General features: G+C 62.8%; 11 protein-coding genes. All 11 read left to right on the top strand.

Going from position 1 to position 12,508, the window contains the following annotated elements; all coding sequences use genetic code 11:
- Window positions 1-37: 37 nt before the first annotated feature.
- On the top strand, window positions 38-3,256 hold the full coding sequence (locus N2600_RS09080; protein ID WP_260298644.1) for an SPOR domain-containing protein: 3,219 nt from the start codon (window positions 38-40) through the stop codon (window positions 3,254-3,256).
- A 115-nt stretch (window positions 3,257-3,371) separates the two neighbouring features.
- Complete coding sequence (gene nagZ / locus N2600_RS09085) at window positions 3,372-4,385, top strand: beta-N-acetylhexosaminidase (protein WP_260298645.1); 1,014 nt, start codon at window positions 3,372-3,374, stop codon at window positions 4,383-4,385.
- 18 nt (window positions 4,386-4,403) lie between these two features.
- A complete protein-coding gene (locus tag N2600_RS09090; RefSeq protein WP_222383816.1) occupies window positions 4,404-5,261 on the top strand; it encodes a segregation and condensation protein A in 858 nt (285 codons plus the stop codon).
- A complete protein-coding gene (gene scpB, locus N2600_RS09095) occupies window positions 5,258-5,974 on the top strand; it encodes an SMC-Scp complex subunit ScpB (protein ID WP_170258532.1) in 717 nt (238 codons plus the stop codon). The genes N2600_RS09090 and scpB overlap by 4 nt, the downstream gene beginning before the upstream one ends.
- Before the next feature lie 181 nt (window positions 5,975-6,155).
- Window positions 6,156-6,347, top strand: a complete 192-nt coding sequence (locus N2600_RS09100) for a twin-arginine translocase TatA/TatE family subunit (protein ID WP_018073376.1) — start codon at window positions 6,156-6,158, stop codon at window positions 6,345-6,347.
- 51 nt (window positions 6,348-6,398) lie between these two features.
- On the top strand, window positions 6,399-7,010 hold the full coding sequence (gene tatB / locus N2600_RS09105) for a Sec-independent protein translocase protein TatB (protein WP_260298646.1): 612 nt from the start codon (window positions 6,399-6,401) through the stop codon (window positions 7,008-7,010).
- On the top strand, window positions 7,007-7,834 hold the full coding sequence (gene tatC, locus N2600_RS09110; protein ID WP_260110733.1) for a twin-arginine translocase subunit TatC: 828 nt from the start codon (window positions 7,007-7,009) through the stop codon (window positions 7,832-7,834). Before tatB ends, tatC begins: the two co-directional genes overlap by 4 nt.
- A 101-nt stretch (window positions 7,835-7,935) precedes the next feature.
- Entirely contained in the window at window positions 7,936-9,219 is a 1,284-nt protein-coding gene (gene serS, locus N2600_RS09115) for a serine--tRNA ligase (protein WP_260298647.1), read from the top strand.
- 4 nt (window positions 9,220-9,223) lie between these two features.
- Entirely contained in the window at window positions 9,224-9,997 is a 774-nt protein-coding gene (surE, locus tag N2600_RS09120; RefSeq protein ID WP_018481196.1) for a 5'/3'-nucleotidase SurE, read from the top strand.
- Window positions 9,994-10,647 carry a protein-L-isoaspartate(D-aspartate) O-methyltransferase gene (locus tag N2600_RS09125; protein WP_260298648.1) on the top strand — a complete coding sequence of 218 codons (654 nt, stop codon included), beginning with the start codon at window positions 9,994-9,996 and terminating at the stop codon, window positions 10,645-10,647. Before surE ends, N2600_RS09125 begins: the two co-directional genes overlap by 4 nt.
- 241 nt (window positions 10,648-10,888) lie before the next feature.
- A complete protein-coding gene (locus N2600_RS09130; protein WP_170280563.1) occupies window positions 10,889-12,493 on the top strand; it encodes a M23 family metallopeptidase in 1,605 nt (534 codons plus the stop codon).
- Window positions 12,494-12,508: the final 15 nt, after the last annotated feature.

Here is a 12,508-nt window from a genome sequence, read left to right on the forward strand (position 1 = left end):
TGGCATTTGAGCGTTGGCGTTTGCGAGTGGGATAGGCATGGCTGATAAACAACTTGCGTATGATACGCGCGGAAAAAACGATCTGTTTGGCGACGATGATCCGTTGGCTGAACTTGCCCGTATCGTCGGCTTCGAGCCGCGTGTTGCAGCGAATACGGTGACCGAGGCCGAACGCCGCGAGCCCGCCCTTGATCTCGAGGACGAGTTGGGGCGTGAGTTCGACCGTTACGATTCGCCCCGTCCGCTCGCAGAGCTCGACCGGCCCGCCGAGCCGATCTCTGATGATATGCTTGAAGATTACGTCGAGCCGGTTCTCGATACTTCTCCGGCTGCCGAAAATGCGGAGGTTCCTGAGCCGGTTTCCGTCGCCGCGGTTGAGGCTGAAGAAGCAGCTGTGCCTGCGGCCGCCGACTGGGCGGAGCATCTTTCCCCCGAGCCCGAGGCATCGCTGCAATCAGCATTCGGCGGTGCACGCGATCTGATCGAGGAGCTTGAGCTGTCGATCGGCGCCGCACCCGTCTCTTCGCTGGCGCAGCCCGCCAAGGCGCCGCAATGGTCGGCTGCCAGCATCCGGCTACCGCTTGCCAATTTCCATGCTCCGAAACGCGAAGAAGCGGTTGTTTTGCCGGAGGCTGTGGCCGAAATGGTCGTGGCACCGGCAGCTGAAGTGCCGTCTGTCGATCATCCTGTCCTGGAGCCTGAACCTGTCATCGAACCGCCGGCGCCTGTCGCCGCTATAGAGCCTTCCGAGGAATTCGAATCCGCTTCACCGTCGCTTGGCTTCCCCGCTGAACTCGACCGCCATGATGAGGTGATCGCGCCGGAAGAGACTGCGGAGGCCGAAGAATTCATCGAAGTCGAGGAGGAGGAACCGGAGGATTTCGGGTCCGATGCCGGTTTCGATCTGATCGCCGCTGCCGTCGAGGGCGAGATCCAGGCCGATGCCGCGCTGACCGAGGTCGTGCCTGATGTTCCGCACACCGCCGGCACTTTCGATCTTGACGATCTGCTTGCCGACGTCTCGCGTTATCCGGTGCCGCAACGTGCCAATCCGGCGCCCGTCACGCCGCCGCCCGCATCGATCGAGGCCGCGCCCATTCCTGCCGCCCCCGTGGCAGACGCACCTGTCCAGACCGAGGTGATCGCCCCCCCACCAGTCGCCGCAGTGTCCGTCCGGCCTGCTCCGGTCTATGCAGCCGAAGCCGCACGGCCAGTCGCGCCGCAGCTTGCAGAGGTCGTTGCGCCAGAGCCTGCTGCAACGGCATATTCGCGGGCGCCGCAGCCGATACCGGAAGCCGAAGACCCCTTCGCCGGCCATGATTTCGAGTTGGATCTTGCCGGCATCGAGCTGGAGCTCGCCGATCTCGATTTCTCCGAGCCGTCCGAGCCCGCGCCGCAGCCTGAGGTGCCGGCGCCTGCTCCCCAGCAGGCCGCGGCCCTCCCGCCTCGGTCCGCCCCCGTTTTTGCTCCTGAGCCGCAAACTCCGGCTTACCAGCAGGATGCTGCCCCCTCACGGCCGGCTCCGGCCTACGTTCCCGAGCCGCAGGCTCCAGCACCGGCTCCGTCTTTCAACTGGGCGTCAGCCGGCGACTCAACCGAAGACCTGCCATTCGATCCGGCGATGATCTCTGACCCGGAGGATCGTCCCGAGACCGTCGACGACATGCACGTGCCGGCGCTGCCGCCAGTGGAGCAGCCCGCCCCGATCGCGAAAACCGCAGATTACGAGTTCGATCTCGACGCAGAGATCGCCAGCTTCTTTGAACCGGCCAAGCCGCGGGAAACACCGGCGCCTGCCCGGGATACGGCTGCCGCCGCGGCAAAGCCTGTCAAGCCTACCATCGCCGACGGCCTCGATGATTTCGAACGGGCGCTGGAGGAGGATTTCCGCCGCAGCGTGCGTGAACCGGTCGAGCGCCGTGAGACCTCCGAAGTTAGGATCGAATCGGCAAGCCAGGCCGCTGATTTCAGCCGCGCCCGGTCGATGCGTCGGCTGCTCGCCGGGGCCGTCGTGCTCGTGGTCTTTGGCGGCGTCGGTTATGGCGTCTATTCCTCCGTCTGGAACGGCGAGGGGCTCGGCATTGTCGCGTCCGGTGAGCCGCGTGTGATCACCGCCGACAAGGAGCCGGTCAAGGTCGTTCCGGAAAATCCTGGCGGCAAGACCGTGCCGAACCAGGATAAGGCCGTTTACGACCGCGTTGCGGGTTCTGCCGAAGAGCCGAAGCAGAAGGCGCTCGTTTCTTCCGACGAGGCGCCCGTCGATGTCGTCCAGCGCACGCTGACACCGGAAGCGCTGCCTGAGGACGACGAGAACGCCAACGCCGACGATCAGGTCACGCCGACTGCGGTCGGTGAGACGGAGGATCCGCGTCTGCTGCCGGACCAGGACAACACCGACAAGGCTCTCGCAAGCGACGCCGACAAGACGCCGTCGGTTTCGCCGCGCAAGGTCCGCACGATGATCGTCAAGCCTGACGGTACGTTGGTCGCCCGCGAGGAGCCTGCGCCCGTCGATCAGCCTGCGGCGTCTGCCCCGGCGACGCAATCTGCCCGGGTGACACAGTCTGCCCAGGCGACACAGTCTGCCCAGGCGACACAGTCTGCCCAGCCGACGCCGCCGGCTCAGCCACCGTTGACGGCTCAGTCGAGCCCGCCCGTGCCGCCAGTGGGTGGAACGGCTGCGAGCTTCCCGGCAAGCGCCGAGATCGCTTCTGCCGATGCTCGTTCTGCAGCCCCGGTCGAAACCGCGCCGGTACAGCCGTCGCTCGCCGGCAGTGCGGATGCGCAGGCCGCAAACCCGGCCCCGGTCGCTCCACCGGTGCGCCCGGTCAAGAGCTCGGCGATCACCGATACCGCTCCGATCCCCACCGCCCGTCCGGCCGATCAGCCTGTCACCGTCGTCGGCACCGTGACCGAGAAGGGCAATGTCCGCCCGCCCGCGCAGCAGCCGAAGACGACTGAGGTCGCGGCCGCAGCGCCAGTCGCCGCAAAGCCACAGCAGGCTGCATCCGCCGGCGGCTACGGCATCCAGATCGCCTCGCTGCCTTCGGAAGACGAGGCGACCAAATCCTATGCCAACCTGTCGAAGAAATTCGCCAGCGTGCTTAGTGGCCGCAATCATGAGATCCGCAGGGCCGATATCGCCGGCAAGGGCACTTTCTATCGTGTCCGCATTCCGGCCGGTTCCAAGGACGAGGCCGCAGCACTCTGCGAACAGTATCGCGCAGCGGGCGGAAGCTGCCTGATCTCCAAGTAGATCGGTTTTTTTGGATAGAATATAAGGGCGGCGGGCCGGATCGGTCCGCGGCTCTTTTCTGTGCATCGCGCCCGACCTTGCTCGCATTTGGCCGGGCGCCGTCTATGATTCCGATATGACCGAATCAAAAGCGATGATCCTTGGCTGTAGCGGCCTTGCCCTCACATCCGAAGAGAAGGCCTTTTACCGGGGCGAACGACCCTGGGGCTTCATCCTCTTCGGGCGCAACATCTCCGAAGCGCCGCAGATCGCCGATCTCGTCGCCGAATTGCGCGACAGCGTCGGCTGGCATGCGCCGGTGCTGATCGACCAGGAGGGCGGCCGCGTCCAGCGCATCCGTCCGCCCGTTCTGGCGCGTTATCCTTCCGGCCAGGCGCTCGGCGATCTCTATCGCCGCGATCGCGCGCTCGGCCTGCGCGCCGCCTGGCTGATGTCGCGGCTGCACGCCTTCGACCTTTCGAGCCTCGGCATCGATGTTGATTGCCTGCCGGTGCTCGATGTGCCGGTCGAGGGCAGCAGCAACGTCATCGGCGACCGCGCCTATGGCGGCGATCCCGAAACCGTCATCGTAATGGGAAAAGCGGCTGCCGCAGGGCTGAAGGCCGGCGGCCTGTTGCCTGTAATGAAGCATATGCCCGGCCACGGCCGCGGCTTTGCGGATTCACATCTGGAGCTGCCTGTCGTCACTGTCTCGCGCCATGAGCTGGAGTTCCATGATTTCCCACCCTTTGTTGCGATGAAGGACGAGTTGATGGCGATGACCTGTCACGTCGTTTTCGCCGCCATCGACCCCGACAACCCAGCGACGACCTCGCGCAAGGTGATCGACGGCATCATCCGCGAACACATCGGCTTTAACGGTCTGCTGCTCTCCGACGACAGCTCGATGAACGCACTTTCCGGCACGATCGGTGAACGTGCGGCGAATATCATTGCAGGCGGATGCGATATCGTGCTGCATTGCAACGGCAATATGGACGAGATGCTCGATGTCGGGGCAAATGTTCCGCCGCTCGCCGGCATATCGCTTGCCCGCGCAAAAACGGTGGAAGCGGGCTTCGCGGCGCCGGATACTTCAGATGAAGCGCAATTGAGGATGGAATTCGAGGCGATGTTTGCGACGGTCTGATCGTAAGGGAGCAGCTAGGTGAACACGGTCAAGGGCACGGAACGTCCGCAGGCGGCAACGCCAATGGACAAGCTGTGGCAGGATAACGGTACCGAGCGCGCCAGCCACGAGCCGGCGCTGGTGATCGACGTCGCCGGCTTCGAAGGCCCGCTCGACCTGTTGCTCTATCTCGCCCGCAACCAGAAGGTCGATCTGTCGCGCATTTCGGTGCTGGCGCTCGCCGAGCAATATCTGCTGTTCATCGAAAGTGCCCGGCGTATTCGCATCGAGCTTGCCGCCGATTACCTCGTCATGGCAGCATGGCTTGCCTATCTCAAGTCGAAGCTGCTCATTCCCCAGCAAGCCAAGGATGACGGTCCTTCCGGTGAGGAGCTGGCGGCAACACTCGCCTTCCGTCTGAAACGTCTCGAAGCCATGCGACAGGCGGCGGACGGCCTCGTCAACCGCAACCGCCTCGGCCGCGATATCTTCGTGCGCGGAGCGCCCGAGCATATTCCCGACCGGCAGCAATCCGCTTATGCGGCAAGCCTCTACGATCTCTTGACCGCCTATGCGGCGCTGCGCCAGCGCCATGCCGTCACCCAGGTTACGATCGAGCGGCGTACCGTCTGGTCGCTGACCGACGCCCGCGAGCTGCTGACCCAGATGATCGGCGAGATCGGCGACTGGACGGCGATGGAGCATTATCTGCTGCGTTATCTCGCCGCGCCCGAGGAGCGCGTCACGGCGATCGCCAGCGCCTTTGCCGCCTCGCTGGAGCTGGTGCGCGAGGGCAAGCTCGAAATCCGCCAGGATGGCGCCTTTCAGCCGATATACATGCGCCGCGGTCCGAAACATGCCACACTGCAAGTGGTCGAACAGGAGCAGCCGGCTTGATCGATCCGAGGAGCGAAGAGGAATTCGACGGCAATTTCGAAGACCAGGGCCGCGACCTGCAGGCCGAGATCGAGGCCGAGCGCATCGCCGAGGCGCTGGTTTTCGCCTCCTCGCAACCGGTCTCCGAAGGCTTCCTCGCCGAGCGCCTGCCTGAGAAGACCGACGTGCACGCGATCATGCTGCGGCTGAAGGAGCAATATGCGCCGCGCGGCGTCAATCTCGTGCAGGTCGAAGGCGCCTGGGCCTTCCGCACCGCCGCCGACCTATCCTTTGTCATCCGTCGTGATGACAATGAGGTGAAGAAGCTTTCGCGCGCGGCACTGGAAGTGCTGGCGATCATCGCCTATCACCAGCCGGTAACGCGTGCCGAAATCGAGGATATCCGCGGCGTTCAGACCTCGCGCGGCACGCTCGACGTGCTGATGGAAGCCGGCTGGGTACGGTTTCGCGGCCGTCGGCGCACGCCGGGCCGGCCGGTGACATTGGGCACGACGCGCGATTTTCTCGACCATTTCGGCCTGGAAGAGTTGCGCGATCTGCCTGGCCTCGAAGAATTGAAGGGGGCGGGCCTGCTGTCGGGCCGCATCCCGGCGAACTTCAATATTCCCTCGCCGTTGATGAACGACGAATTGACCGAGGACGAAGATCCGATCACCCAGATGGATCTCGAAGAACTGGGGTTGCTGGCCCCGCGTTCTACCTCCGAAGATTGAAGGACTTCGTCTTGCTTTTGCCACGCATGACGAAAACAATAGTGCTCACCATTTTTCGACGGATCTGTGGCTTGTCACAAAGGGCGATACCGTGACATTAAGCACAGTTCAAAGGGCTTGATGTTGGAAACGGTGTGGGAAATTCTTACATTAGGGAACATCACAACAGGGAGTAAGCGTAATGGGTTCTTTTGGCATCTACCACTGGCTGATCGTTCTGGCGGTCGTGCTGTTGTTGTTCGGTCGCGGCAAGATTCCGGAACTGATGGGCGATGTCGCCAAGGGCATCAAAAGCTTCAAGAAGGGCATGACGGACGAGGACGCGCCGGACACGGCAAAGACCGTCGATCACAAGGCCGACGAAACGAAGTAACCAAGTCCGGGAAAAAGCGCAGCCCCCGCGCTTCCCGTCCAGGAGCCTTGCATGTTCGATATTGGCTGGACCGAGCTTTTGGTCATCGCGGTCGTACTGATCGTGGTGGTCGGTCCCAAGGATTTGCCGCCGATGCTGCGCGCTTTCGGCAAGATGACGCAGCGCGCCCGCAAGGTGGCGGGTGAATTTCGTGCGCAGTTCGACGAAGCGTTGCGCGAAGCCGAGCTTGACGACGTCCGGCAGACGATCAGCGACGCCCAGAAACTGAACCCGGTCAACAGCCTGCGCGAGGCGATGAACCCGCTTCGCCAGATGGGCAACGAGATCAAGGCCGACCTGCAGAAGTCGTCCACGATCACGGAAAACAAGACCGAGGTGCCGCCAAGTGCTGTCGCAGCCCCGACGCCGTCGATGAGCCTGCCGGAAACGCCGCCATTGGTAGCGACGCCTGCGCCGTCGGAACCCGTCGCAGCAGCGATTGTTCAGGCCGATACAGTTGCCGCCAAGCCGAAACCCGTGCGCAGGCCGCGCGTCAAGGCTGCTGACAGGGTCGATGCTGCGGCCGCTATCGCCGTGCCTGTGGAAAAACCCAAACGCACGACGGCAGCCAGGAAGCCTGCAACGCCGAAGAAGCCGGCGCAGACGAAGAAGGACGAGGCATGAGCGGTGATATCGAAGACAAGCCGCAGCCGTTGATCGAGCACTTGATGGAGCTGCGCAAGCGGCTGATATGGTCGATCGGCGCGTTTTTCGTCGCCTTCATCGCATGCTTCTTTTTTGCCAAGCATCTATTCAACTATCTGGTCATTCCCTACAAGACAGCCGTCGTGTGGGCGCATCTCGACGTCGAGAAGGCCCAGCTCATCTACACCGCGCCGCAGGAATTCTTCTTCACGCAGGTCAAGGTGGCGATGTTCGGCGGCCTTGTGGTCGCGTTCCCGATCATTGCCGCCCAGGTCTACAAGTTCGTGGCGCCCGGTCTCTACAAGAACGAGCGCCAGGCTTTCTTGCCGTTCCTGATCGCCTCACCGGTCCTGTTCCTGATGGGCGGCGCGCTCGTCTATTTCTTCTTCACGCCGATGGTCATGTGGTTCTTCCTGTCGATGCAGCAGGCGCCGGGTCATGACGAGATAGCGATCTCGCTGATGCCGAAGGTCTCGGAATATCTGAGCCTGATCATGACGCTGGTCTTCTCCTTCGGTCTGGTCTTCCAGCTTCCCGTCGTCACCACGCTGCTCGCCCGTGTCGGTCTTCTGACGTCGCAATGGCTCGCCGAAAAGCGCAAGTTTGCCATCGTCCTCGCCTTTGTCGTCGCTGCCGTGCTGACGCCGCCGGACCCGATGTCCCAGATCGGCCTTGCGATCCCGACGATCCTTCTCTACGAGATTTCCATCTATGCGGCGCGACTCGTGGAGCGCCAGCGTGCCCGGCAGGCGGTCGAAGAGGACACCGGATCCGCGGACGTTGCCAAGACGGACAGCGTCTGAGCGGCGATCCCAATCCCCCTTTGTGAACGCCGTTTAACATCCGGTCGAGGCCCGATCAGGCTTTGGCCGGGCCATCTCTGTTGCAACGACCTGGAACGACGATGCTCGATATCAAATGGATCCGTGAGAATCCCGAAGCGCTCGATGCCGCCCTTGCCAAGCGCGGCGCGGAGCCTCTGGCCCAAAGCCTCGTTGCCCTCGATGAAAAGCGGCGCTCCGCCGTGCAGAAGGCGCAGGATTTGCTGTCTCGCCGCAACCTCGCCTCCAAGGAGATTGGTGCGGCGATGGCTCAAAAGAATAGCGAGCTTGCCGAGAAGCTAAAGGCCGAGGTCGCCGAACTCAAGACCCTGCTGCCGGCGATCGAGGAAGAGGATCGGCAACTGACGGCCGAACTCAACGACGCTTTGTCGCGCATCCCGAACATCCCCTTCGACGATGTCCCGGTTGGCAAGGACGAGCATGACAATGTCGTCACCCGCACCGTCGGCGAAAAGCCGCGCTGGAACCACACGCCGAAGGAGCACTTCGAAATCGGCGAGGCGCTCGGCTATATGGATTTCGAGCGCGCCGCCAAGCTCTCCGGCTCGCGCTTCACGGTTCTGACCGGGCCGCTCGCCAAGCTCGAGCGCGCGCTCGGCCAGTTCATGATCGATCTCCACACCAGCGAGCACGGCTATACCGAGGTCAGCTCGCCACTGATGGTGCGCGCTGAAGCGGTGTTCGGCACCGGCAGCCTGCCGAAGTTCGAAGAGGATCTCTTCAAAACCACGGATGGCCGCTATCTGATCCCGACGGCCGAAGTGACGCTCACCAATCTGGTACGCGAGGAAATCCTCGATCAGGAAAATCTGCCGTTGCGCTTCACCGCGCTGACGCCGTCCTTCCGCTCGGAAGCAGGCTCTGCCGGTCGTGATACGCGCGGCATGCTGCGCCAGCACCAGTTCTGGAAGTGCGAACTCGTCTCGATCACCGATGCCGAGAGCGCCGTTGCCGAGCATGAACGCATGACCGCCTGCGCCGAGGAAGTGTTGAAACGCCTCGGCCTGCATTTCCGCACCATGACGCTTTGCACCGGTGATATGGGCTTCGGCTCGCGCAAGACCTACGATCTCGAAGTGTGGCTGCCGGGACAGAATGCCTTCCGTGAAATCTCCTCCTGCTCGGTCTGCGGCGATTTTCAGGGCCGCCGAATGAACGCGCGGTATCGCGGCAAGGAAGACAAGAGCAACAGGTTCGTCCACACGCTGAACGGTTCCGGCACGGCCGTCGGCCGCTGCCTGATCGCCGTTCTCGAAAATTATCTGAATGAGGACGGTTCCGTCACGATTCCGGACGTTTTGCTGCCTTATATGGGCGGATTGACCAAGATCGAACGGGCGGCCTGAGGCGATGCGCATCCTGCTTACGAATGACGACGGCATTCATGCCGAAGGCCTCGCCGCGCTGGAGCGGATCGCGCGCACGCTGTCCGACGATGTCTGGATCGTGGCGCCCGAGACCGACCAGAGCGGTCTTGCCCATTCGCTGAGCCTCTCCGAACCGCTGCGGCTGCGCAAGATTTCCGAGAAGCATTTCGCCTTGCGCGGCACGCCGACCGATTGCGTCATCATGGGCATCCGGCAGGTGATGGACATCAAGCCCGATCTGGTGCTGTCAGGGGTCAATTCGGGGTCGAACGTTGCCGACGACGTGACCTATTCCGGCACGATCGCCGGCGCCATCGAGGGCACCATGCAGGGCGTGCGCTCCTTCGCGCTCAGCCAAGCCTATCTCTATGAGGACGGCGCGCGCATCGTGCCCTGGGAGGTCTGTGAGACGCATGCCCCGGCTCTTTTGGAAAAGCTGATGGTCCTGGACCTGCCGGAGGGCACGTTCCTCAATCTCAACTTCCCGAACTGCCGTCCCGACGAAGTCGATGGCGCCGAGGTGACCATGCAAGGCAAGCTGGCCTTCAATCTGCAGGTCGACGCCCGCTCCGACGGCCGGGGGTTTCCTTACTACTGGCTGAAGTTTGGCGAACGCGCCGGCGCCTTCATCGAAGGCACCGATATTCACGCCCTGAAGCATAACAAGATTTCGGTAACGCCTTTGAAACTGGATCTGACCGATTATTCCGTGACGGACCGCGTGGCGCGGGCCTTGGGATACGGAGCACAAGTTTGACGGCAAGACTGGCGGAGAAGGAGGGCTTTGCTGCGCTGGTCCTTAGATTGCGTGCCGAAGGCATCTCCGACCTCGATCTGCTGACGGCGGTCGAGCAGACGCAGCGCTCGCTGTTCGTGCCGCCGCAATTTGCCGACGACGCCTATTCGAGCCGGACGATTCCGATCGAATGCGGCTCTTTTCTCGAAGGCATCGATATTGCCGTCCGCATCCTGCATCACCTGAAACTCAAGCCCGGCCAACGCGTCCTGGAGATCGGCACCGGAAGTGGCTTTACCGCCGCCGTCATGGGCCGCGTGGCCGAGCGTGTCCTGTCCATCGACCGCTACAAGACGCTGACGACGGCAGCGCAACGGCGCATGGAATCGCTTGGCCTGCGCAGCGTCATCATCCGCCACGCCGACGGCAGCGCCGGCATGCAGGGTGAGGGCACCTTCGACCGCATCCTGGTGACGGCCGCCTTCAACGCGATGCCGCGCTTCTATACCGACCAGCTCGTTTCCGGCGGCTCGATGATCGCGCCGCTGATGATTTCCGAGAATGAGTGTCGCATGGTGCGGCTGACGAAAACCGGCAGCCGTTTCGAACGCGAGGAACTGTTCGACGCTCCATATCTGCCGATCGTTCCGCGCCTTGCCTCACTGCTGTAGATGTCGACGACTTCAGGCCGCATCGGCCTGAAATCCGACCAACAAAAAACCAGAGGATGAGGTTGTGCGAAAGCCACTCAGGCTTTTTGGCATCATGCTCGGCACACTGCGATTTTTCACCCGTAAGCTATGGTTATCAACTTCTCAAAAATATCGCACTGATTCCAGCATCTTAACCGCGTGGTAATACTAACGCGTTTTAATAGACTCACAAATGGTTGCGTTCTCAGTGGGTCGAGTCATGCGTTTCAATCTTTCGCCAAAGTTCGGGAAGTCGGCCGGTAACCTTCTGGTTGTTGGCCTGCTGGCAAGTGCCGCAACGGGCTGTAGTTCCGATGTGACACGGTTTGGCGGCTTGTTTTCCTCCTCCGGGCAGGACCAGATCACCACAAGTTCCATTCCGCGCAGGAATATGAACGGTTCTCAGGGCGATCCGGTGCCGCGCGCCGATCTCGGCGGTTCGGCCGTTGCCAGCCAGTCGGGCTACGGCGGCGGCAATGACGCGCTGAACCAGCCTTATCCCGCACGCCAGGGTTACGATCCGACCCGCACGTCGAGCTCGAGCGCGCGTCTCGCTTCGGCGCCGGTCTCGGTGCAGCGTTCCGAGTTGGCGGCGCCGACGGCTGTTGCCCCCTCCCGGCAGCGGGAAAAGGAAGTCGCGCTCGCCCAGCCTTTCCCGTCTGCGCCGCAGGCTGAAAAGCCGCGATTGGTCGCGCCGGCTGCGCCGAAGATGACGCCCGATACGCTGACGACCGGCACGACGCCGAAGGTTTCCGGCTGGTCCGCGACCAACGCGCCTTCCGTGACGCTGCGTCCGGGTGAAAGCATCGCCACGCTCTCCAGGCGTTTCGGCGTCCCGGAAAAAGAAATTCTGCGCGTAAATGCTCTGAGGACGGCATCTGCCGCCCAGCCTGGCCAGGCGATCCTGATCCCGACCTTCAACGGCGGCAATGCCGCCAAGGCGGCATCGCAAGCGGCTGACCTTTCCAAGCCCGCCAAGATGCCGGAGGCGCCGAAGACGCCTGAGCAGAACGTTGCCGTCATTCCAGGCGCCAATTCAGCCCGCGACAAGACGCTGGCGAGTGCCGATACCACCGGCAAAATTCCCGCCGGCACCGGCAAGGATCCGAAGGCGCCTGCCGGCACCTATGTCGTCAAGCAAGGTGATTCCCTGGCGAAGATTGCCAAGGCGACTGGCAGCAATGTCGACGACCTCAAGGCCGCCAATAATCTATCGGCCAACTCGCTCCGCATCGGTCAGGCCCTGAAGATCCCGAACGGCACCGCCGACAATATCAAGACCGCGTCGATCCCGGCCGAGAAGGTCGATTCGAAGCAGACCCAGCCGGCGGCTGCCCAGCAGACGGCGTCCGTTCAGCCCGCGCCCTATAAGGCGCCGGCCGCTACCCAGACCGTCGACGATGCCGAGAAGAAGTCGGACGTCAGCTCCGCCGCACCGGAATCAACCGGCATCGGCAAATACCGCTGGCCGGTGCGCGGCCAGGTCATTGCTTCATACGGCGCCAACGTCAACGGCAACCGCAATGACGGCATCGACATCTCGGTACCGCAGGGCACGCCGATCAAGGCCGCTGAAAACGGCGTCGTCATTTATGCCGGCAACGGCCTGAAGGAACTCGGCAACACCGTTCTCGTCCGTCACGACGACGGCACTGTCACCGTCTACGGCAACGCCGATACGCTGAGCGTCACCCGCGGCCAGAAGATCCAGCGCGGCCAGACCGTCGCCGTCTCCGGTATGAGCGGCGACGTCAAGCAGCCGCAGGTCCATTTCGAGGTGCGCAAGGACGCGTCCCCGGTCAACCCGATGACTTTCCTGGAATAGGTACTGCGTACCAGG

This window comes from Rhizobium sp. WSM1274, from assembly GCF_025200775.1.
GTDB lineage: Bacteria > Pseudomonadota > Alphaproteobacteria > Rhizobiales > Rhizobiaceae > Rhizobium > Rhizobium leguminosarum_I.

Bases quoted from the DNA above. Each gene is read 5' to 3' on its own strand.
- N2600_RS09130 (WP_170280563.1), top strand. From the start codon at position 10,889: ATGCGTTTCAATCTTTCGCCAAAGTTCGGGAAGTCGGCCGGTAACCTT.
- surE (WP_018481196.1), top strand. From the start codon at position 9,224: ATGCGCATCCTGCTTACGAATGACGACGGCATTCATGCCGAAGGCCTC.
- nagZ (WP_260298645.1), top strand. From the start codon at position 3,372: ATGACCGAATCAAAAGCGATGATCCTTGGCTGTAGCGGCCTTGCCCTC.
- serS (WP_260298647.1), top strand. From the start codon at position 7,936: ATGCTCGATATCAAATGGATCCGTGAGAATCCCGAAGCGCTCGATGCC.
- N2600_RS09100 (WP_018073376.1), top strand. From the start codon at position 6,156: ATGGGTTCTTTTGGCATCTACCACTGGCTGATCGTTCTGGCGGTCGTG.
- tatB (WP_260298646.1), top strand. From the start codon at position 6,399: ATGTTCGATATTGGCTGGACCGAGCTTTTGGTCATCGCGGTCGTACTG.
- N2600_RS09080 (WP_260298644.1), top strand. From the start codon at position 38: ATGGCTGATAAACAACTTGCGTATGATACGCGCGGAAAAAACGATCTG.
- tatC (WP_260110733.1), top strand. From the start codon at position 7,007: ATGAGCGGTGATATCGAAGACAAGCCGCAGCCGTTGATCGAGCACTTG.